A 21661-nucleotide genomic window follows, 5' to 3' on the forward strand; every position below is an offset into this window, starting at 1 on the left:
ATTGATGACAGTAAAAGGCCGTCTGAAAGATTTCGTCTTTCAGACGACCTGTGTTTTAACCGATATTATTTATCCACTTTAATCGTTTGCGGCTCGTAAATGGTTGATTCGTCGCCGTAATACAGCTTTCCGATTTTAATCGGAATACGGCCTTGCGATTTGCGGTGTTTGTTGGAATCGCGCAGGGAATAGGCGCAGCCGCAGTATTCTTGCTGGTAAAAGTTTTCGCGTTTGCTGATTTCAATCATGCGCGCGCTGCCGCCGCCTTTGCGCCAGTTGAAATCCCAATACGTCACGTCGCCAAACAAATCCGCCGCGCGATGGCCGCAACCGTTGATTTGTTTCATGTCTTTCCAGCGTGAAATGCCGAGTGAACTGGTGAACACGGGAAAACCATTGTCATGGGCATATTGCGCGGCTTTGACGAAACGCATATCGAAACACATGGTGCAGCGGATGCCGCGCTCCGGCTCGAATTCCATGCCTTTGGCCAGCTCGAACCATTCTTTGCGGTCGTTTTCATAGTCGTCGTCTTTATCGACAAACGGAATGCCGAATTTTTCCGCAAAGCGCAGGTTTTCTTCTTTGCGCAACATGTATTCTTTGTGCGGATGGATGTTGGGGTTGTAGAAATAAACGGTGTAATCGATACCGCTGGCAAGCATGGCTTCCATTACTTCGCCGGAACACGGTGCGCAGCAGGAATGCAGTAACACTTTTTTATGGCCGTCGGGCGGGGTGAGTACGGGGCGGTCGATGTCGGTGACGATTAATTTTTCGTTTTGGCTCATGGTTTGATTCTGTGTGGTGGAATTTTCAGACGGCCTGATAAATGAATAGGCCGTCTGAAAGAATAAATAGGCTGCCATTTTAGCAAATTATGCGTTCAACTGAAAGGCTGATAGAACATGAAAGCCGCCTGAAGCCTTTGTTTTTACAATCATTCAGACGGCCTTAACATTTAGCTTATGGTTGCGGCGGCAATTCGAAATCATCGAAATCCGTGGTGTTCACATTGTTGAGTTTTTCAATCGAAAACGGATTTTCCATCGGTTTCATTTCCAGATTTTCTTCCATCGCCGGCTCCGTTTGGGTAAACAAGGCTTCGGCATTCGGCCGGGTGGATAATTCTTTGAGCAAGCCCTGATATTCTTTGGAATGCTTCATTAATTCAGCGGCAGCAGTGCGTAAGTTATCGACATCTTCACCCGGCAGGTAGAAGCTGGTCGGAATATTCAACACGGTGTCGCGCAGTGGTGATTCAGGCAAATCGCGCAGGCTTAGGCTGACAAAGGTAAGCGAAATCGGATTACCGTTAGCAGCTTTATATTTGGCTTCGTTCCAGCGGTCGGTAAAGGCGCGGAAGCGGCGCAGCGATTCTTGCGAATATTTGCCGATCGGAATGTCGATAATGGCGTTGACCACATCGCGCATGCCCGGCACGGCGGCGGTTTTGTCTAAATCGCTGTTGATTTGGTTTTGCGCGTTGACATTAATCACGACAATGCGCTTGATTTTATGCGTGTTCATTTGTTGCACCAGCATATTACCCGAATACACTTCAGTCATATCGAGCAGGCTGCGCATACCGAGATTGTCGGTCAGGCCGCCGTCGAGCAGGTGGATATAAGGTCGGGATTGACTGTTGCTGTATTGCGTGATGCTTTGGGCAACTTCTTTACGCGTGATGCTCTGCTGCGTGTCTTTGTCTTTCTGCATGGCCGTCTGAACACGTTTCGGCGGCGTATAGTCGCAATTGCCGCCATTATTATTGAGCGTAAGCGGTGCAAACACCACCGGCACGGCACTCGATGCAGCCACCGCGCGGGCAATGCTCAATTTGCTTAAATTCAGACACATCGGGTCGAAATATTCTTGGGTGAAATTAATGCGTTCGCCTATGCCCATATCCGTTGCGCTAATCATGGCAAACGGACCTTTGCGGCGTTTTTCTAAATCTTCAAACGTGGTTTTTCCGAATAAATAAGTTTCAAACTGCTCTTGCAACAAATCGCCGCGTCCGAATTCGGGTGAAGTCAAACGCGGGATATTGGTGGCTGAAAAGGCTTGCCTGATGATTTTACGTTGGAAATTTTGGCGCAGGAAACGCTTGTAAAAACTCGGAATGGTATCCGCACCATGCAGTGAGTAATAAGCGGCCAATACCGAGCCGCCGGACACACCCACTACTAAATCGACGTTTTCCAGCAAAGATTTTTTCTGACCGTTGATGCTGACTTGTTGCTGATGCAGTTGCTCTAATACGCCGTATCCCAAAGCGGCCGCACGTGTGCCGCCTCCTGAAAACATCAACACCATAAAAGTGTCGTCTTTATTTTCTTTATTGGCATTTTCAAAACGATAGCCTTTGTTCAAATCTACTTTGTCGATGGTTTCGAGCGGTTGGTATTTGACCAGCGAACAAGCAGAAAGCATGACGGCCAGCAAGGCGGTAAGAGTGAATTTGGCGTTTTTTTTCAACATGATGTTTAATCGGCAAATAAAGAAAAAAATGATGAATCTGTTTTCAGACGGCCTTGTTTATTCTAGCTGAATTATGTTTGAATAAATACACTATCGTATGTATCGAAGCATAAAAAAGCCCGACATTGTCGGGCCCTAAAATATGAGTGTTCGGCAAAGTTATGAAGCTTTATCGCCGATTTTACTTTCCTTACCGGAAATCAGGTTGATGATGTTGTTTTTATGGCGATACAACACCAATACCGCAATCACCGCCGTTGACCAGACCCAAGAAGGATAAGGCATAAAGAAATAGGCCGCAATCGGGCTGATTACCGTGGCTGCCAAAGCCGCCAGCGAAGAAACTTTAAAGCCGAAAGCCATCACCAACCACACAATGGCGCATACCAACGCAGTCGGCCAAGAAAGCGCCAATAATGCGCCCAAGGCAGTGGCCACACCTTTGCCGCCTTTGAAGCGGAAGAATATCGGCCACATATGCCCGGCCAATACGGCTACTGCACTCACGCCGATGGTGGCGGTGGTCATGTTGATTTCGGTTTCCAGCCACCGAACCAGCCACACGGCCGCAAAGCCTTTGAGCGCATCGCCCAGTAAGGTGAGTGCGGCTGCTTTTTTCCTGCCGCTGCGCAAAACATTGGTCGCGCCCGGATTGCCCGAGCCGTAAGTACGCGGGTCGTCCATGCCGTATGCTTTCGACACAATCACCGCAAAAGACAATGAACCGATTAAATAAGCTGAAGTAACCGCTAAAACATTGTACATTTTGTATGCTTTGCTTAGAATGAAAGCGGTATTCTATCCAAAAAACGGGACAATGCAAATGGATAAAATTTTTTTACGCGGTATGAAGGCCGATACGCTGATTGGTGTTTACGATTGGGAACGCGAACGCCTGCAAACGCTGGTGCTGGATTTAGACATCGGTGTGCCGGAAAAATCTGCACTGAGCGACGATATCGGCGATACGGTGCATTACGGCGAAGTGTATGAAGCCGTGCGCAACAGCTTGCGCGAACAGGATTTTTTGTTGCTGGAAGTATTGGCCGAGCATGTGGCCGAGCTGATTTTAGAAGATTTCAATGCGCTGTGGGTGCGCGTGAGAATTGTCAAACCGGGCATTCTGCCGGACGTGAAAGAAGTGGGCGTGGAAATCGAACGCAGCAAAAATTGATTTCAGACGGCCTGAGTATAAAGGCCGTCTGAAAGATTAGCTTGAGTGTTCAGACGGCCTGTTATCATTTATTAAAGAAAGCATATCATGGATTTAAAAGAAACCTGTATCAGCAGCGAACCGATTTACGAAGGTTCGTTTATTCGCATTAGCCGTGACCAAATCCGTTTGCCCAACGGTAAAAAAAGTCAGCGCATGGTGATTCGCCATCCCGGTGCCGCTTGTGTGTTGGCCGTGACCGACAACGACGAAGTGGTGCTGGTGCGTCAATGGCGCTATGCCGCTGACCAAGCCGTATTGGAATTACCGGCCGGTAAATTGGATGTGGACGGTGAAGATCCGGCCGAATGCGCCTTGCGTGAATTGGCCGAGGAAACCAACTACACCGCCGACGGCGTGAAGCTGCTGCACACTTTCTATACCGCAGTCGGCTTTTGCGATGAAAAAATGTATCTCTACCAAGCCGACGGCGTGCGCGTAGGCAGCACACTGAGTAACGATGAAGACGAAATCACCGAAACCGTATTGCTCAGCCGTGAAGAAGTAAAAGCCGCTTTGAAGAACGATGAAATCAAAGATGCTAAAACCTTAGTCGGTCTGCAATATTGGTTGATGAATAGTTAAATGATTTAATGAAAGTCAAAGGCCGTCTGAAAGATTATCTTTCAGACGGCCTGATTTGATTCATCACAAGCAGCAATTGCCAAAGCGCAATTTCTTGCTGAACACTAATTCATGCGTTTTTTGTTTGATGACTAAAATATTGGTGGCATCTTCCAAAGCGCGGATGCTGTGCGCTTCGTTCGGCTCAAGGCGCACTAATTGCAAGCCTTGCGTGTCGATCGTGCCTTCGGAAGTAGTGATTTGCGCGCGGCCGTTGAGTACCAGCAATAAAACAATCGCATCGGTTTCATAGGTTGGGATTTCATTGTTTTGCTGTAGTGAAAGCTGCACGATTTCTTGGTCGTTGTCGCCGGCAATCACGCCGCCGAGTAGGGCTTGGGGGGCAAGGGTGTATTGTTTCACGGTATTTTTCCTTAAGCGTAAAATTCAGCGGTTAGTATAATCTTTTATTTCATTTTGATATTAAGTATCAGAATGTATTTTGACATGAAACAAGGCTGAGACCTTTGTAACATCTCCGGCTTTGGCACATTTATCCGTTTACGCTGCCCGAAAGCTTGCCTGTCTTCATGATATGTCTTCGCTTTCTGTGCCGCTATGACTTTGAATTGTACTCAAATCTGAGGTTTTACAAAAGTCGCAGGTCGTCTGAAAAGTTTCAGACGACCTGCGGATTACTCAATTAAAGTTTGAACAGTTACAGCCCCATCGCATGTTTAATCAAACGGTTTTTGACAAATGGCGTGGCGTTGACCAAATCCAAACCGGTGTTGCGCAGCCAAGACAGGGCGGGCAGGGTGTCGTCGGCAAACAGGCGGAATAAGCCGTCGCAGCCGTATTGCATGGTGCGCACCGGTTCGAGGCGGTTTTGCGCAAAGCGTTTTAAAAATTGATACGCGCCGATGTCGGTCACGCCTTGGCTGAGTTTTTGTAATTCCAGTACATCACCGAACCCCAAATTTACGCCTTGTCCGGCCAAGGGGTGAATGGTGTGCGCGGCATCGCCAATCAGCAGCACGCGCGGTGCAAACGTGGTTTCAGGGCGGCGCAAAATCAGGTTGAACGAAAACGCGGGGGAGAGCGGTGAGAGTTTGCCCAATACGCCTTCGCCTTGCGCGGTCACGGCGGCAGCCAAATCTTCGGGGCTGAGTGTGGTGAGTTTTTCCGGTCCGGCTGTGCTCCACACCACGGAAATTTTATGGCCGGGAAGCGGCAGATAAGCCAGTACTTCGCCGTTTTTAAACCATTGAAACGCCGTGCCTTGATGGTCTTTTTCAGTGATAAAGTTGGCAACCACCCCGTAATGGCCGTAAGGATTCTCGCGTACCTTAATCCCTGCCTGCGCGCCCACCCAGGAATCGGCCCCGTCGGCACCGATGATGAGCTTGGCCTGCACCGTATCGCCGTTTTCCAAGCGTACGGAGGCCGTCTGAATATCGGTTTCCAGTTCGACTGCTTTTTGCGTGATGACCGGAATATCCAGCGCACGGATTTGCTGCCACAGTCCGGCCAAGAGCCAGCGGTTTTCAGCAATGGCGGTAAGGCGCGGCGCAAGAATATCGGCTGCTTTGAATTCGATACGCCCGCCGTTGTCACCGCGCACATCCATGGCCGTAACCGGCTGAATGCGGCTTTCAGACGGCCACGCATCCAGCGATTGCAGCAAAGCCTGATTAGCCGGGCTAATCGCAAAAATGCGCGCGTCCCAGCCGGTTTCCAAGCAGCTTAAATCGGTTTTGGCGGGGCGGATTTCCAGCAAAGCGACATCGCGGCCTTGGCGTTTGAGTGCCACAGCCGCCGCTGCGCCGACCAAGCCGCCGCCGATAATCAGAATCTCGAGTTCAATCATGACATGGTTTTCTAAAAAGAATATAGTGCAGATTATAGCTTTTTTCAGACGGCCTTACTAACAGGTAAGGCCGTCTGAAACATAGACAAATCCCAAACCGCGCATTTACAATCGCATTCATCATCACTCGGGGATTAGGGCATGAATATTTTGATTTGTAACGACGACGGTTATCTCGCACCGGGCATTGCGATTTTAGCAAGGGTAGCGGCAGAATTTGCCAACGTACGCGTGGTTGCACCCGAACGCGACCGCAGCGGCGTGAGCAATTCTTTAACACTCGACCGGCCTTTGCGCATCCGCCAAGCGGAAAACGGCTTTTATTATGTGAGCGGCACACCGACCGACTGCATTCATCTCGGATTGCACGCGCTGCCTGAATTTCAGCCCGGTTTGGTGCTTTCCGGCATCAACAACGGCGCCAATATGGGAGACGACACGCTGTATTCGGGCACGGTCGCCGCGGCAACGGAAGCCTATTTGATGGGCATTCCGGCGGTGGCGATTTCGTTAAACGATTTCAGCGGCCGCTATTGGGAAACCGCCGAAAAAGCGGCTTGGCTTCTGCTTGAGTATTTGCTGAAAAATCCACCGCAACGCCCCATGCTGTGGAACATCAATATCCCCGCCGTCGCACCGGAAGATATCCGGGGTATTAAAATCACGCGCTTGGGACGGCGCCACCACACGCAAAGTATCGTGCCGGCGGCTAATCCGCGCGGCGAGCCGGTGTATTGGATTGGCCCTGCCGGTGACATTTCCGACCGTGAAGAAGGCACGGATTTCGGCGAATGCGAAGCCGGTTTCATCACGGTGACGCCGTTGCAAATTGATTTGACTTCACATGAAGAGCTAAGCGGCGTGCGTGCATTTTGGCAAAATGCACCGCATAAACCGGCTTCAAAAGAAGCATGAAAAATCGGTTTACTTTTGCTAAAGTAAAAATTTTCAGACGGCCTCAAGCATAAATCCGCTTAAAAACAGAGAAATAGGTCGGATGAATGCAGCCGCTTTCATCAGATTAGTTTGTCATTTTACCTATACAACACTTGAGAATGGGGCGTATTTTGATTATGATATGCCCCAACAGAAATAGAAAACCCCAAAACGAAGGTCATTCATATGTTGAAAAAAACCGCATTCTATGCCGGCCCGGCCGCTTTGGCATTATTCTTAAGCGCATGTGCCAGCCAGCAACCTGCACCTGTTGTCGCCGGTACTTCTTCCACCGGCTCGATTTCAACAGCAACCAATCCATACGGCGCCAATCCATACGACCCGAATGCGGCTTCTACCGTGGCCACTGATGCGCCATACGTTCCACCTGCCGCGCCACCTGTTTCTACCCCTGTTTATACCGGTTCGACCGGCGGCACTTATGTGCCTTCTTACGCACCGGTTGACGTGAATGCGGCAACGCATACCGTGGTGCGAGGCGATACCGTTTACAATATTTCCAAGCGCTACGGCATCAACCAGAACGACTTGCGCTCATGGAACAATCTGGCCGACAACACCATCAGCGTGGGGCAAGTTTTGCGCGTGAAACCGGCAGGTTATGTAGCTCCGGCTACCACCGCAGCCAACACTCCGGCGGCCGCTCCGGCCACTACCGCCACCGTATCGACCGGTGCAACCCGCACCGTGAGCGGCATTACTTGGCAGCGTCCGACAGTGGGTAATGTGATTACCAGCTTCGGCGGCAGCAACAAAGGCGTAGACATTGCCGGTAACGCCGGCCAATCTGTGGTAGCCGCTGCCGACGGTAAAGTCGTGTATGCCGGTTCAGGCTTGCGCGGCTATGGTAATTTGGTGATTGTGCAGCATAATTCTACTTTCCTGACCGCTTACGGCCACAACCAAAGCCTGATGGTCAACGAAGGTCAAACCGTGAAACGCGGCCAGATTATTGCTAAGATGGGCAGCACCGATGCACCGCGTAACCAATTGCATTTTGAAGTGCGTCAAAACGGTAAGCCGGTGAATCCGACTGCTTACGTTCCGTTCTGAATCAACTGATTTTATTTTATACACATAAAGCCGTCTGAACCATGCATCTACATGACTCAGACGACTTTTTTAAATTTTCCTTGCAAAGGATAAACTATCGGGAGTATAGTTTTTCTAATTGGACAAATGTCCAATCGACACAAAATAATCACAAGGAGAATATCGTGAACAGTGTCCCGCCATGCAATTGGTGCATGCCGGTATCAAGTTCTGTCCGGTCGCGGATACGATGGTTTGACTGCCGAAGCCATCTCCGGACACCTCAACATTTCCGCACAAGCATACGAATTGATGTTTCCCGATAAAGATGATTTCATCAAGATCATACTGTAGGAATTCAATGCCCGTTCTTCGGGAAGATTGTCATTCGACTTCGCGCCGAAACTGCTGATTGATCACTTTTGCCAAATTGTTTGGTGCTTGGCCGTGGCTTTGCGCTGCAATTTGGATTGGACGCATCGCATGCTGTCGGATAGTTGCTTAGGCATCAAAATTATCCGAAAAGCTTTGAAAATTCAGAATGAACTCATTGCTTTTGGATTAATGAAGCTGCTGCGTGAATGCTGACAAGAACAGGAAATTTCCGAATTGGAATTGCAAAACCGCTATGAGTTTTTAAAAGGTGCGGTATTCCTACCGCTCATCATGACCCACTGCGATGAGAAAATGAGGATTTCGGATGGCTTTCAGACGGCCTGTCTATCTTATTCAAACGAAAATATGAATTTGAAAAAACTATGCAAACCCAAGAGTAAAAATACAATAACACATTAATGGATGATAAGTGTTTTTATTCTAAAAATTTCCTTGATAGGAAAAATTTTTCATCATGATTGGACAACTGTCCAATGAAAAGGAAGATGCCATGTCTGCACAAAACGCACATGACAAATTCATTGCCGCCGGCAGCAAACTCTATCCGGAATTGGGTTATTACAGACTTTCGGTGCGCGTGTTGGCGGCCGAAGCAGGCTTAAGCTCGGGTATGTTTCATCATCTTTTTACCAGTAAAGATGCCTTTATTCTTGAGTTGCTTAATCATCATAATAATTACATTTCCGCCAACCTCGATATGGTGGTGCTTTCGGACAATCCCTTTGAAAAGCTGCGCGCCATGGCGCAGGTTTTGGCCGAAAACATCCGCAATAATTTGCAACTGATTCACCGAATGTTTGCCGATAGCGCAAACGGCGTTGATGTCATCAATCATTTTCTCCGCATCACCAGCGCCAAGCGTATGGAATTATTCAGAAAAGTGTTGGAAGAGTGCGGCAAACTGGACAACAGTGTTCCCGCAACCGATGTGCAACGCTTGGGCTATTTCAGCGCGGCCGTGAATGCGCCGATGATTATCGGATCGCGCTTTGGCCAAATGGATTTGCTGCCCGATACCATCAAAGACCGGGTGCCGGATATTCTTACCAATGAAGCCATTACCGAACGCATCGGCTGGTGTTTGGACGCCATGTTTCCCCATCACGCAAAATTCACCGATAAACAGGAAAAATCATGAAAAAAATCATTATGATTGCCGTGGTTACGGCATTGGCTGCCGGCGGTTTTTACTATTGGCAGCAACGGCAAAGCGGCAAATTGCCGGAAAACATCGCCCAATCCAACGGTCGCTTGGAATTAAACCGCATTGATGTCGCCAGCCTGTATGGTGGCAGGGTGGAAAAAATGAATGTGGCAGAAGGCGATGATGTGAAAGCAGGCGATGTGTTGGCGGAATTATCGTCCGACACCAGTTCCAGCCGCTTGGCAGAAGCGCAGGCGGCGGCGCGCCGGCAGCAAGAAGCAGTCATGCGTGCGCAGGCAGCCAAAGCGCAAACGCAACAATCGGTTGCCCGTGCGCAAGCCAATGTCGATTCTGCCCGTCAGCAGCAACGTGTGGCCAAACTGGAATTAGACAATGCACGAAAATTGCTGGCCGATCAATTGGTTTCCCGTTCGGAAGTGACCAAGCGTCAAGCAGATTACGAACGGGCAACTGCCGGAGTGAAAGCCGCTGAAGCCGCCCGCGATGAAGCACAAGCCGTGGTGGCGCAAACCGGCGCGCAGATTGCCGAAGCGCGTGCAGGTGTAGAGCAAGCCGAAGCACAAGTGAAATCCGCCGCTTCCGCCAATGATGATATGAACATCCGCTCTCCGATTGACGGCCGTGTGGAATACAAAATTGCCGAAGCCGGCAACGTGATTGGCGCGGGTAATAAAATTGTCAGCCTGTTGGATCCGAGTGATGTGTCGATGAATATTTTTCTGCCGACCGACAGCATGAGCCGTTTGAAAGTGGGTGACGAAGCACGCATCAAGCTCGACGGCATCGATGCCGTCTTCCCTGCCGTCATCAAATTTATCGCTACTGATGCGCAATTCACACCCAAATCGGTGGAAACTGAAAGCGAGCGAGCCAAGCTTATGTTTAAAGTGAAATTGCAAGTGCCGTCTGAAACCGCCACACGCTACAACCGCTTATTAAAAGGCGGCTTGACCGGAAACGGCTTTGTGAAAACCAAAGAAGGCGAATGGCCGTCTGAATTGGCGGTGAAGCTGCCGTAATAAGCTTTCAATATTTTCAGACGGCCTTGCAGCAATACAGACCGTCTGAGCCACGCGAGAGTGACATAACCATGACAACAACCGCCGTTTCCCTTTCCGCTGTTTCCCACCGCTACGGCAAAGTGCCGGCGCTGGATAACGTATCGCTTGAAATCGAGCACGGCCGGACCGTGGGTTTAATCGGCCCCGATGGCGTGGGCAAATCGACTTTATTGTCACTGATTGCCGGTGTGCGTATGATTCAGGAAGGCAGCGTGTCGGTGTTGGGCGGCGATATGAGCGACAAAGAAGCACGGCGGGAATTGTCTCACCGTATTGCCTATATGCCGCAAGGTTTGGGACAGAACCTTTACCGCACCTTGTCCGTATATGAAAACATCGATTTTCACGCACGTTTGTTCGGCTTGAAGGCGCAAGAGCGCGAAGAGCGGATTGTGCGTTTGGCGGCAGCGACAGGTTTGGCTCCGTTCATCGACCGCGCGGCAGGTAAACTTTCCGGCGGCATGAAACAGAAATTAAGCCTGTGTTGCGCCTTGGTGCACAATCCCGATTTATTGATTTTGGACGAACCGACCACCGGCGTCGATCCCTTGTCACGCCGCCAATTCTGGGCGCTAGTTAACGATTTGCGCCAAGAAAACCAAGGCATGACGGTGATTGTGGCCACCGCTTATGTGGAAGAAGCGCAGCAATTCGAGCAGCTTTTGGCGATGGATGACGGCAAACTGTTGGCCAACCAATCCACAAAATCGGTTTTGGAAGAATACGGCACCGAAGTGTTGGAAGAAGCCTACATCAAAATGCTGCCTGAAGAAAAACAGACCGAAGGCATTTTAAACATCACGCCATTTATGCCCGGACCCGATTTGCCGCCGGCGATTGAAGCGCACGGCTTGACCAAGCGTTTCGGCAATTTTACCGCGGTCGATCATGTCAACTTTACCATTCCGCAAGGTGAGATTTTCGGCTTTTTGGGCAGCAACGGCTGCGGCAAATCCACCACCATGAAAATGCTCACCGGTTTGTTGGAAGCGACCGAAGGTACGGCAGAATTGTTGGGCAAACCGATTGATGCGGGCGGCACCGACGTGAAAATGCGCGTGGGTTATATGTCGCAAGCGTTTTCGCTGTATGAGGAATTGAGTGTGCGCCAAAACTTGGATTTGCACGCCAAGCTTTACCAATTGGGCGATAAGGGCAAAGCGGCGGTTGATGGCGCATTGCAGCAGTTTGAATTGGCAGAAGTGGCCGATACCGCGCCATCATCTCTGCCTTTGGGCATTCGCCAGCGTCTGCAATTGGCTGCGGCGTGCCTGCACCATCCTGAAGTGCTGATTTTGGACGAGCCGACTTCAGGTGTTGACCCTGCTGCCCGCGATATGTTTTGGCGGCATCTGCTCAAGCTCTCGCGTGAAGACAGAATCACCATTTTCGTCTCTACCCATTTTATGAACGAAGCCGAACGCTGTGACCGCATTTCCTTTATGCACAAAGGCCGTGTGTTGGGTGTCGGTACGCCGGAAGAATTGACCCGCGAGCAAAATGCACCGAATCTGGAAGAAGCGTTTGTGCAGTATTTGATTGAAGCGGAAGGCGAAACCGAATCAGGTAACAAAACAAGTGAACCAAGCCAATCTGTGCGGATTGTTTCAGATGGCCTGCCATCAACCGAATTACAACAACCGCAACATTCAAATCCAACCGTAAACAGTGAAACCGCCGCACAATTGGCTGCCCGTGTGATTCAGGCGGACAGGCAGCAAGACAGACCGTATGAAAACAAACAAGCCGAATCTGATTCAGACGGCCTTGTTGCAGATTCTGCACAAACCGTGCCATTTTTTGCAGAAAATGACACGCATCATGTGCCTGACCCAAGAACACAATCCGTTCGGCAAAATGATGATTTTGCTTCTGCGAAACATATCTCTATGCCATCTGAAAGCCAACCGGCGGATACGCAGCCGGTTAACATACTTTCAGACGGCCTGAATACGCAAACATCGTCTGAAAACGCAAGCCGCAAGCGCGATACCGAATCATTGAAATACTGGCTGGCGATGGTGTTCACTTTTGCGCGGCGCGAAACCAAAGAATTAATCCGCGACAAAATCCGTTTGGTCTTTGCCGTGTTCGGGCCGGTGATTATGTTGGCGGCGATGGCATGGGGCGTGTCGTTTGATGTACAAAATCTAAAGTTTGCCGTGTACGACCGCGATCAAACCAGCGAAAGCCGTGAGTTGGTGGAATATTTTTCCGGATCGCGTTATTTCATCGAGCAGCCGCCTTTGCAAAGTGAAGCCGACATTCAGACGGCCTTGCAAAGCTCGCAAGCGGTGATGGTGATGGATATTCCGCACGGTTTCGGGCGCGATGTGATGCGCGGCTTGTCGCCGGAAGCGGCTTTTTATATCGATGGTGCCATGCCGTTTAATGCTGCCAATATTCAAGGTTATGCCGCCAGTTTGGCCGGGGCATACAGCCGCGCCAAAATTGAAGCGCAAGGCTTGCCGGTAAATTGGAATCCGCCGGCCGTGGTTGAGCCGCGTATGCTGTATAACCAAGATTTCAACAGCATCAATGCGATTGCTCCGGGCGTGGTGATGTTGGTGTTGATTATGGTGCCGGCGATGATGGCGGCGGTGGGTGTGGTGCGTGAAAAAGAGATTGGTTCGATTGCCAACTTTTATGCATCGCCGGCCAGCGTGTCGCAATATTTAATCGGCAAGCAACTGCCTTATATCGGCGTCGGCTTGATTAATTTCGCCGCCTTGGCGCTGATGCTGGTGTTTTGGTTCGGCGTGCCATTGAAAGGATCATTACCGGGCATATTGATTGGCACGATATTGATTGTAACCGCTTCAACCGCGATGGGTTTGGTGATTTCCTGCTTCGTACGCTCGCAACTGGCGGCGATTTTTGCGGCGGCGATTATCACGATTATCCCGACGGTCAACTATTCCGGCTTTCTGTATTCGCTTTCGGCCATGAGCGGGGCTTCGGTCATGTTCGGCAAAATCATGCCTGCATCGTGGTATCGCAATATTACCGTCGGCAGTTTTACCAAAGGCTTAAATACGGCCGATTACGTTACTGAATATGCGGCAATTGCGGCATTTGCGTCGGCGATGTTGATGCTGGCGTGTATGCTTTTGAAAAAGCAGGAGAAATGATGAGAACCTTACGCAACATTGTCACGCTGATGTTTAAGGAATTCCGCAGCCTGTTTACCGATCCGGTGTTGTTGGTGTTGATTGCATTTATGTTTACCGGCTCAATCATCAGCTCGGCGCAAATCAGCACTGATGTGAAAAATGCGACGGTCGGCATCATCGATCAAGACCGCTCGACCTTGTCGCTGCGCATCCGTGATGCCATCTTGCCGCCTTATTTTAAAGTGCCGGTGGAAATCAAGCGTGAAGATGCCGATGAACTGATGGATAAAAACAGTTTGATTTTTGTGTTGGAGATCCCGCCGAATTTTGAACGTGATGTTCAAGCCGGACGCCGCCCGTCGGTGCAGCTTCTGACCGATGCAACCATGATGACGCAGGCCGGTTTGGGTTCGGCTTATCTGACTCAGATTATCAACCGCGAAATTCGGGAATTTGTCGACATGCCCTCGATGCCGGTGGTTTCGCCGGTGATGAATATTCAGTTTAACCCCAATGGCGACAGCGTATGGTTTCTGCCGATTATGCAGGAAGGCAACAATGCGGCGTTGCTGATTCTGATTTTGGTCGGCGCGGCGGTGATTCGCGAGCGCGAACGCGGCACGATTGAGCATATGCTGGTGATGCCGGTGAATAGTTTTGAATTGATGATGTCGAAGATTTTGGCTAACAGCTTGGTGATTATGGCGGCGGAATTGCTGTCGGTATGGCTGATTGTGCATCATGCGTTGGGTGTGCCGATTAATGGTTCAATCGTGCTTTATGCGGCAGGCTTGTGGCTGTTTCTGTTTTGCGTGGCAGCCTTGGGCGTAATGCTGGCCACCGTTGCCCCGAGCATGGCGCAATTCGGCTTATTGATTATCCCGATTCACATGGTGACGCTGCTGTTTTCAGGGTCAACATCTTCGCGCAGCAATATGCCTGAAGCCGCGCAAAGGATTAGCGAATATTGGCCGCAAACGCAATTTGCCAATTTCTCGCAAAATGTTGTTTTTCGCGGCGCGGGCTTGGATATTGTGTGGCCGCAAATGCTTGCCTTAACGCTGTTGGGTTTGGCCTTTTTGGGCTATGCATTGCTGCGCTTTAGAAAGATGCTTGAACAGCAGGGATAATATTTTCAGACGGCATAATGCCTTGGTGCAATCAAGAGTTTGCAGGCGGCTTATAGTAAACTGAAATAAGAAATTTGCTTCGTTGGCTGAGGCTTGTCGCATTTTGATGCTGCCCGGCCTGTTGCCGTTTAAGACAGTTATATTTCTCAGATGGCCTCAATGGGTAGGCAAGCCATCTGAAAAGAAGATAAATATGCAAAGAAAAAGCCGCCTGCAAAGAATGGGACGGCTTTTTCTGATTGGTGGCAGCCCGATAGAATCAGATTAAAACCATTCAGAAGAATACATTGAAAACAATGTATCAAGCTATATCTCTGAAATTAAAAACTGCTCAACGGTTAAGTAACCGGATAAAAATCACCATAACAGCCATTCCGATTGCAAGCCGCCAATAAAACATATCTTTATCTGGAAAGAAAAATTTAAATCCTATCCCAATAATTAAGGAAGATATGGTAATAATTAATAACAGAAGGCATAATTTTTTCATGGTTAACCGGTTGTTCGTCTTAGAAATAGGGGCTGCCGACCGATGTTCCTATTGCGCTGGTTGCAAAAGCACCTCCGGCAGTCATTGCTGCCGAACGGATACCGTTCACTGGACTGAATGCACCTCCTACTCCGCCAAGTGCTACCGCACCCAGAAATTTGTTGGGATCTTTGCCTCCCGCAGCTAAATAGCCATATCCGGCACCATATGCGCCGGCTACTGCGCCTACTGCATTCGCAACCCAACCTCCGGATACATTTTGGATTTCTTCGGTACTTAGAACTTGCATAATAATTGTCTCTTATCGGATTAAAGTTTGAAACCAAACAGAATTTTCGATTTTTCAAAAATCCTACACAATAAGAGAAAATATGAGAGTTAAGGTTTTTATGTATTTTTTTTTTTTTTATAAAAAATCATTAAATTCAATTAATTTAAATTATAACAGTCAAATCATTATGAAGATTGAATTTTGATTGTTACAGGAATACTTAAAGGCCGTTTGAACACAAAAAGGACATTCCATGAAAAAATCCGTATCAATATCCGCCTTATACGCCGCTGTGTCGCTGCTCGTAACCGCTTGCCAAAGCACGCAGATTCCGCTTCATTCTGAGATTAATGTGCCGCAATCGTTTAGCGAAAGCGAAGCGGCAAAAGGCAGCGAACAAATCGCCCAATGGTGGCAGCATTGGCATGATCCGGTGTTGAGCCGTTTGGTTGAACAAGGCTTGGCGCAGGGCTATGATGTCAAAATTGCGGTCGGCCGCTTAAACGAAGCGCGTGCCGCCGGTCGGGCCGCCATCGCAGATTTAGGGCCGCAAGTCGGTTTGGGCGGGCAGGGTGCGGTTGTGCGCGGGGAAGTGGATAATCCGCTTTCGGGCGTGGCATCACAAATTCCGCAAGCGGGTGCATTGGGTAGAGACACAATGGATATCAAAGGCGATCAGTTGATGGTCGGTGTATCTGCTTCGTGGGAGCCGGATATTTTCGGCCGCAAACGCAGTGATGCTGATGCCGCCTATTACGCTGCTTTGGGTCGGCAAGAGCAGGTATATGGCGCGCAAATGTTAGTGGCCGGAGATATTGCCGAAAACTATTTCAAAGCACGCGCGGTACAAGGCCGTCTGAAAGTTGCGGATGCCAGCATTAACACGCTCGAACGCTTGCAGCAATATGTGCAGGGGCGTTTCAAAGCCGGTCATGTCAGTAGTTATGAGGTGAATGAAGTTAGCGTGCAGCTTACCGCCGCCGAAGCCAAACGCACCACGCTGCAAGCCGAATATGGCGCTTATGTGCGCAGTATTGCCGTGTTGACGGGGCATGTGCCGCAAAGCTTTGGCTTGCCGCCATCGGATGCGGACGTTTTAGCCAAGCAACCGGCAGCGCCAGGCGGACAAACGCCGCAAGGCATGCTGGAGCGTCGCCCCGATTTACGCGCCCGCATCGCACAAGTGAATGCTTATGCTGCTAAGTTGGCCAGCGCCAAAGCCGATTTGTTGCCTCGCTTCAGCATTAATTTTATGGGGCAAGGCACACGAATCGGTATTGACGGCAGCGATTCCTTGAAAGGTTGGGCAAGTCTGTTGAGCGTGGGTATTCAAATGCCGATTTTCACTAATGGCCGTATTAAAGCCAATATTGCCGCCGCCGATGCCCGCCTTCAGACGGCCTTGCTGCAATACGACCGGCAACTGTTAACCGCATTAGGCGAAGTCGATAGCGCCTATCAAAGCGTGCATGCCATGCAGCGACAAACGGGGCTGATGCAAACTGCCCGCCGTCAAGCCGCACAGCATGCGAATGACACGGAAAAACTGTTCCGCAACGATTACAAAACCTTAGACCACGCCTTGCGCGCACATTTGAACGAAAACCAAATGCAGGAAAACCTGATTCAGGCGCAGCTTGCCCGTGCGCAAATGCTGGTGTCGCTTTATAAGGCTTTAGGCGGCGGTTGGCCAGATAGCATGAATTCATCAGAATCGGGGGCATAATATAGATAAAGGCCGTCTGAAATGGATTTACCGTAATGTCAATTCATTTCAGACGGCCTTTTTTGACAGCGTGTCGTGTTTGTTACATATTTTTAAGTTTACAAATTTTAACACGCTAAAATCTGCTCAAAAATCAGTCAAAAAAATGGATTTAACCATTTTCAGACGGCCGCGCGACAAAATCAAAATTACCTGATTTCATAAGCCTCTAGCCATTTTGCCATTTGATGACATATTCAGCTGCTTTCACGCCAAGGCTTGAATTATCTGCATTATGGCTGTCAAGAGGGCAAAAATGTAAAAATCTTCAGGTTATCTGAATCTTGCAAGCAATCTAAAAAAACACGGTTTGTCAAGTACTAGATGTTCAGATTGAAATACATTATATTGTGTGCCGTAAGATTAATTTATACCGTATCTTGTGTTTTCAGCTAGGACTTTGACGATGAATGCAACCACTCACTTGCAAGTAACCAAACGTGACGGACGTTTGGAGCCGATTGATTTGGAAAAAATCCACCGTGTCGTTAGTTGGGCAGCCGAAGGTTTGAACAATGTTTCCGTTTCCCAAGTCGAATTGAAATCGCATATCCAGTTTTACAACGGCATCCGTACCGACGATATTCACGAAACCATCATCAAAGCGGCTGCCGACCTGATTTCACAGGAATCCCCCGATTACCAATATCTTGCTGCACGGCTGGCAATTTTCCATCTGCGCAAAATTGCCTACGGTGAATTCGAGCCGCCTCATCTGTATGACCATGTACAGAAACTCACGCAGGCAGGCAAATACGACCGACATATTTTGGAAGACTACAGCCGTGAAGAGTTTGACGAGTTAAATGCCTATATCGACCACAAACGGGATATGACCTTTTCTTACGCTGCCGTGAAGCAGCTGGAAGGCAAATATCTGGTGCAAAACCGTGTAACCCGCCAAATCTATGAAACGCCGCAGTTTCTGTATATTCTGGTGGCGATGTGCCTGTTCAGCAAATATCCGGAAACCACACGTCTGGATTATGTCAAACGCTTCTACGATGCGGTTTCTACTTTTAAAGTATCGCTGCCGACCCCGATTATGAGCGGCGTGCGTACGCCGACCCGCCAATTCTCAAGCTGCGTACTGATTGAATGCGACGACAGCCTGGATTCGATTAACGCCACCACCAGTGCGATTGTGAAATATGTTTCACAACGTGCCGGCATCGGCATCAATGCCGGCCGTATCCGCGGTTTGGGAAGTGAAATCCGTGGCGGCGAAGCGCAGCATACCGGCTGCATTCCGTTTTTCAAAATGTTCCAAGCAGCGGTGAAATCCTGTTCACAAGGCGGCGTGCGCGGCGGTGCGGCAACGCTGTTTTACCCGATGTGGCACTGGGAAGTGGAAAACCTGCTGGTGCTGAAAAACAACCGGGGCGTGGAAGACAACCGTGTCCGCCATTTGGACTACGGCGTGCAAATCAACCGCCTGCTCTATACCCGCCTGATTAAAGGCGGCAATATTACCCTGTTTTCGCCCAACGAAGTGCCGGGCTTGTATGACGCATTTTTTGCCGACCAAGACGAATTCGAGCGTTTGTACACCCAATACGAGCAAGACGAAAGCATACGCAAACGCAGCGTTCCGGCAACCGAACTGTTTTCATCATTAATGCAGGAACGTGCCGGTACCGGACGGATTTACATTCAAAACGTCGATCACTGCAACACCCACAGCCCGTTTGACCCGAGCGTTGCGCCGGTGCGCCAGTCCAACCTGTGTTTGGAAATCGCCCTGCCGACCAAACCGCTGGAACACATCAACGATGAAAACGGCGAAATCGCCCTATGTACCCTTTCCGCATTCAATCTCGGTGCATTGCAGCATTTGGACGAATTTGAAGAACTTGCCGATTTAACCGTGCGTGCCTTGGATGCTTTGCTTGATTATCAGGATTATCCCGTTCCGGCTGCCCGCATTGCCACTATGAACCGCCGTACTTTGGGCATCGGCGTGATTAACTATGCTTATTATCTGGCGAAAAACGGCGTGCGTTACAGCGACGATTCCGCTCTTGCGCTGACCCACCGCACCTTTGAAGCCATGCAGTATTACCTGCTCAAAGCCTCGGTTAATCTGGCCAAAGAATACGGCGCTTGTCCATTGTTTAACGAAACCGTTTATTCGCAAGGCAAACTGCCGGTTGATACCTACAAAAAAGATTTGGATGGCATCTGCCAAGAGCCGCTGCACTACGATTGGGAAAGCCTGCGTGCCGATATCGTGAAATACGGCCTGCGCAACTCCACCCTGACCGCATTGATGCCGTCTGAAACCAGCTCGCAAATCGCCAACGCCACCAACGGCATCGAACCGCCTCGAGGTTTGGTTTCCGTAAAAGCCTCGAAAGACGGCATTTTGAAACAGGTCGTTCCGGAATTTGAAACGTTCAACCGCCAATACGAAACCCTGTGGCAACTGCCGGGCAACGACGGCTATCTGAAGCTGGTCGGCATTATGCAGAAGTTTGTCGATCAGGCGATTTCCGCCAACACCAGCTATGACCCGGCCAAATTCGAAGGCGGCAAAGTGCCGATGAAACAAATGCTCAAAGACTTGCTGACCGCCTACAAATACGGCGTGAAAACCCTGTATTACCACAACACCCGAGACGGTGCCGACGATACCCAAACCGATTTGCAGGACGACGGCTGCGCGGGCGGGGCTTGCAAGATTTAAAACAGGTTAATTTTTGAAATATATCCAAAGCTTCTAGATAGTAGAAGGCTTTAAGGATTGTCTTAAATTGAAACCTGCTACTGTATGAAGCTAAATTATTATTTCCAGAAAAGGAAAAATATGGATGCCATTTGGTCATTCTTAGCTGAATATAAATTTTATGTATTTATTAGTGTTCTTTTAGTCATTTCTATTTTGTTGTGGCGTTTTATTGATAAGATTCAGCATGTTTCGTATGGTGAATTTAAAATTGATAGAAAAGTTGACTAATTTTAATAAGAGATAGTACCCCATGTCTTGCGAACATTTAACCATGTCCTACAGCACTTTCCCGAAAACCGCCAATGATGCGCTGAAAGAGCCGATGTTTTTCGGCCAGTCGGTGAACGTAGCCCGTTATGACCAGCAGAAATACGAAATCTTTGAAAAACTGATTGAAAAACAGCTTTCCTTCTTCTGGCGGCCGGAAGAGATTGACGTTTCGCGCGACCGTATCGACTATGCCAATCTGCCGGAACACGAAAAACATATTTTCATCAGCAATTTAAAATACCAAACCCTGCTCGATTCGATTCAAGGCCGCAGCCCGAATGTGGCTTTGTTGCCGCTGGTGTCGATTCCCGAACTGGAAACCTGGATTGAAACATGGTCGTTTTCCGAGACCATTCATTCCCGCAGTTACACCCACATTATCCGCAATATCGTCAACGACCCGTCGATTGTGTTTGATGATATTGTACAAAATCAATATATTATCGCCCGAGCCGAAGACATCGCCTGCTATTATGACGATTTAATCGAATATACCCAATATTACAATCTGTTAGGCGAAGGCCGGCATACCGTTAACGGCAACAGTATTACCGTCAGCCTGCGGGAATTGAAGAAAAAGCTGTATCTGTGCCTGATGTGTGTCAATGTTTTGGAAGCCATCCGCTTTTACGTTTCCTTCGCCTGCTCGTTTGCCTTTGCCGAACGGGAATTGATGGAAGGTAACGCCAAAATCATCAAACTCATTGCCCGAGACGAAGCGTTGCACCTTACCAGCACCCAACATATGCTGAACCTGATGCGTGCCGGCGAAGACGATGCCGAAATGGCGGAAATTGCTGCCGAATTGGAAAACGAATGTTTTGAGTTGTTCAAAAAAGCCGCCATGCAGGAAAAAGAATGGGCGGCCTACCTCTTTAAAGACGGCTCGATGATCGGCCTGAATAAGGAAATTTTGGGACAATACGTCGAATACATCACCAATCTGCGTATGCAGGCGGTCGGCCTGAAACCTGCTTTTGAAAAAGCCAACCAAAATCCGATTCCATGGATTAACGCATGGCTCTCTTCCGATAATGTTCAGGTTGCGCCGCAGGAAGTTGAAATTTCCTCTTATCTCATCGGCCAGATTGATTCGGAAGTCAATGCCGACGATTTGGGCGATTTCGAGCTGTAACCCTTCATTTACAAAAG

18 protein-coding genes are annotated in these 21661 nt (G+C 49.2%); 12 read left to right on the plus strand and 6 right to left on the minus strand.

What is annotated here, in order from left to right; translation table 11 throughout:
• Positions 1–65: 65 nt before the first annotated feature.
• From H4O27_RS05290 to plsY, 3 genes are all read right to left on the minus strand, one after another.
• The gene (locus H4O27_RS05290; protein WP_165008109.1) at positions 66–791 is read right to left on the minus strand and encodes an epoxyqueuosine reductase QueH; all 726 of its coding nucleotides are present in this window, start codon (positions 789–791) and stop codon (positions 66–68) included.
• A gap of 175 nt (positions 792–966) precedes the next feature.
• On the minus strand, positions 967–2484 hold the full coding sequence (locus H4O27_RS05295; RefSeq protein WP_165008111.1) for a patatin-like phospholipase family protein: 1518 nt from the start codon (positions 2482–2484) through the stop codon (positions 967–969).
• A 159-nt stretch (positions 2485–2643) separates the two neighbouring features.
• On the minus strand, positions 2644–3249 hold the full coding sequence (plsY, locus tag H4O27_RS05300; RefSeq protein ID WP_165008113.1) for a glycerol-3-phosphate 1-O-acyltransferase PlsY: 606 nt from the start codon (positions 3247–3249) through the stop codon (positions 2644–2646).
• Between the two features lie 58 nt (positions 3250–3307).
• Between plsY and folB the strand changes: the two genes are divergently transcribed.
• On the plus strand, positions 3308–3658 hold the full coding sequence (folB, locus tag H4O27_RS05305; RefSeq protein WP_165008115.1) for a dihydroneopterin aldolase: 351 nt from the start codon (positions 3308–3310) through the stop codon (positions 3656–3658).
• Between the two features lie 87 nt (positions 3659–3745).
• Positions 3746–4282 carry an NUDIX hydrolase gene (locus tag H4O27_RS05310; protein ID WP_165008117.1) on the plus strand — a complete coding sequence of 179 codons (537 nt, stop codon included), beginning with the start codon at positions 3746–3748 and terminating at the stop codon, positions 4280–4282.
• A gap of 63 nt (positions 4283–4345) precedes the next feature.
• Here H4O27_RS05310 and H4O27_RS05315 read toward each other — a convergent pair whose 3' ends face one another.
• Together H4O27_RS05315 and H4O27_RS05320 are read right to left on the minus strand one after the other, a co-directional pair.
• A complete protein-coding gene (locus H4O27_RS05315; RefSeq protein ID WP_165008119.1) occupies positions 4346–4684 on the minus strand; it encodes a cupin domain-containing protein in 339 nt (112 codons plus the stop codon).
• Between the two features lie 295 nt (positions 4685–4979).
• Positions 4980–6131, minus strand: a complete 1152-nt coding sequence (locus H4O27_RS05320) for an FAD-dependent monooxygenase (protein ID WP_165008121.1) — start codon at positions 6129–6131, stop codon at positions 4980–4982.
• Between the two features lie 141 nt (positions 6132–6272).
• Here H4O27_RS05320 and surE point away from each other — a divergent pair, with 141 nt between their 5' ends.
• From surE to H4O27_RS05350, 6 genes are all read left to right on the plus strand, one after another.
• Positions 6273–7046, plus strand: coding sequence for a 5'/3'-nucleotidase SurE (gene surE, locus H4O27_RS05325; protein WP_165008123.1), 774 nt, complete (start codon positions 6273–6275; stop codon positions 7044–7046).
• 207 nt (positions 7047–7253) lie between these two features.
• Positions 7254–8141 carry a peptidoglycan DD-metalloendopeptidase family protein gene (locus H4O27_RS05330; protein ID WP_165008125.1) on the plus strand — a complete coding sequence of 296 codons (888 nt, stop codon included), beginning with the start codon at positions 7254–7256 and terminating at the stop codon, positions 8139–8141.
• Between the two features lie 865 nt (positions 8142–9006).
• Entirely contained in the window at positions 9007–9654 is a 648-nt protein-coding gene (locus tag H4O27_RS05335) for a TetR/AcrR family transcriptional regulator (protein ID WP_165008127.1), read from the plus strand.
• Positions 9651–10700, plus strand: coding sequence for an HlyD family secretion protein (locus H4O27_RS05340; protein ID WP_165008129.1), 1050 nt, complete (start codon positions 9651–9653; stop codon positions 10698–10700). Before H4O27_RS05335 ends, H4O27_RS05340 begins: the two co-directional genes overlap by 4 nt.
• A 71-nt stretch (positions 10701–10771) precedes the next feature.
• Entirely contained in the window at positions 10772–13873 is a 3102-nt protein-coding gene (locus H4O27_RS05345; protein ID WP_165008131.1) for an ATP-binding cassette domain-containing protein, read from the plus strand.
• Positions 13873–14985, plus strand: a complete 1113-nt coding sequence (locus tag H4O27_RS05350) for an ABC transporter permease (protein ID WP_165008195.1) — start codon at positions 13873–13875, stop codon at positions 14983–14985. The genes H4O27_RS05345 and H4O27_RS05350 overlap by 1 nt, the downstream gene beginning before the upstream one ends.
• Before the next feature lie 509 nt (positions 14986–15494).
• Here H4O27_RS05350 and H4O27_RS05355 read toward each other — a convergent pair.
• Positions 15495–15764: a hypothetical protein gene (locus H4O27_RS05355; RefSeq protein WP_165008133.1), complete on the minus strand. Its 270-nt coding sequence runs from the start codon at positions 15762–15764 to the stop codon at positions 15495–15497.
• Positions 15765–15999: 235 nt separating this feature from the next.
• On the opposite strand from H4O27_RS05355, the gene H4O27_RS05360 reads away from it, so the two are divergent.
• The 4 genes from H4O27_RS05360 (at position 16000) to nrdB (ending at position 21644) form a co-directional block, all read left to right on the plus strand.
• A complete protein-coding gene (locus H4O27_RS05360) occupies positions 16000–17472 on the plus strand; it encodes an efflux transporter outer membrane subunit (protein ID WP_165008135.1) in 1473 nt (490 codons plus the stop codon).
• A 445-nt stretch (positions 17473–17917) separates the two neighbouring features.
• Positions 17918–20197, plus strand: a complete 2280-nt coding sequence (gene nrdA / locus H4O27_RS05365) for a class 1a ribonucleoside-diphosphate reductase subunit alpha (protein ID WP_165008137.1) — start codon at positions 17918–17920, stop codon at positions 20195–20197.
• A 120-nt stretch (positions 20198–20317) separates the two neighbouring features.
• Complete coding sequence (locus H4O27_RS05370; RefSeq protein WP_165008139.1) at positions 20318–20467, plus strand: hypothetical protein; 150 nt, start codon at positions 20318–20320, stop codon at positions 20465–20467.
• Positions 20468–20510: 43 nt separating this feature from the next.
• Entirely contained in the window at positions 20511–21644 is a 1134-nt protein-coding gene (nrdB, locus tag H4O27_RS05375; protein WP_165008197.1) for a class Ia ribonucleoside-diphosphate reductase subunit beta, read from the plus strand.
• Positions 21645–21661 lie beyond the last annotated feature (17 nt).

Origin of the sequence: Neisseria yangbaofengii, assembly GCF_014898075.1 — a bacterium.
GTDB lineage: Bacteria > Pseudomonadota > Gammaproteobacteria > Burkholderiales > Neisseriaceae > Neisseria > Neisseria yangbaofengii.

Excerpts from the sequence above, each read along its gene's own strand:
- H4O27_RS05310 (WP_165008117.1), top strand. The coding sequence starts at position 3,746 with ATGGATTTAAAAGAAACCTGTATCAGCAGCGAACCGATTTACGAAGGT.
- H4O27_RS05350 (WP_165008195.1), top strand. The coding sequence starts at position 13,873 with ATGAGAACCTTACGCAACATTGTCACGCTGATGTTTAAGGAATTCCGC.
- plsY (WP_165008113.1), bottom strand. The coding sequence starts at position 3,249 with ATGTACAATGTTTTAGCGGTTACTTCAGCTTATTTAATCGGTTCATTG.
- surE (WP_165008123.1), top strand. The coding sequence starts at position 6,273 with ATGAATATTTTGATTTGTAACGACGACGGTTATCTCGCACCGGGCATT.
- nrdA (WP_165008137.1), top strand. The coding sequence starts at position 17,918 with ATGAATGCAACCACTCACTTGCAAGTAACCAAACGTGACGGACGTTTG.
- H4O27_RS05355 (WP_165008133.1), bottom strand. The coding sequence starts at position 15,764 with ATGCAAGTTCTAAGTACCGAAGAAATCCAAAATGTATCCGGAGGTTGG.
- folB (WP_165008115.1), top strand. The coding sequence starts at position 3,308 with ATGGATAAAATTTTTTTACGCGGTATGAAGGCCGATACGCTGATTGGT.
- nrdB (WP_165008197.1), top strand. The coding sequence starts at position 20,511 with ATGTCCTACAGCACTTTCCCGAAAACCGCCAATGATGCGCTGAAAGAG.
- H4O27_RS05345 (WP_165008131.1), top strand. The coding sequence starts at position 10,772 with ATGACAACAACCGCCGTTTCCCTTTCCGCTGTTTCCCACCGCTACGGC.
- H4O27_RS05320 (WP_165008121.1), bottom strand. The coding sequence starts at position 6,131 with ATGATTGAACTCGAGATTCTGATTATCGGCGGCGGCTTGGTCGGCGCA.
- H4O27_RS05370 (WP_165008139.1), top strand. The coding sequence starts at position 20,318 with ATGGATGCCATTTGGTCATTCTTAGCTGAATATAAATTTTATGTATTT.
- H4O27_RS05295 (WP_165008111.1), bottom strand. The coding sequence starts at position 2,484 with ATGTTGAAAAAAAACGCCAAATTCACTCTTACCGCCTTGCTGGCCGTC.
- H4O27_RS05340 (WP_165008129.1), top strand. The coding sequence starts at position 9,651 with ATGAAAAAAATCATTATGATTGCCGTGGTTACGGCATTGGCTGCCGGC.
- H4O27_RS05360 (WP_165008135.1), top strand. The coding sequence starts at position 16,000 with ATGAAAAAATCCGTATCAATATCCGCCTTATACGCCGCTGTGTCGCTG.
- H4O27_RS05290 (WP_165008109.1), bottom strand. The coding sequence starts at position 791 with ATGAGCCAAAACGAAAAATTAATCGTCACCGACATCGACCGCCCCGTA.
- H4O27_RS05335 (WP_165008127.1), top strand. The coding sequence starts at position 9,007 with ATGTCTGCACAAAACGCACATGACAAATTCATTGCCGCCGGCAGCAAA.
- H4O27_RS05330 (WP_165008125.1), top strand. The coding sequence starts at position 7,254 with ATGTTGAAAAAAACCGCATTCTATGCCGGCCCGGCCGCTTTGGCATTA.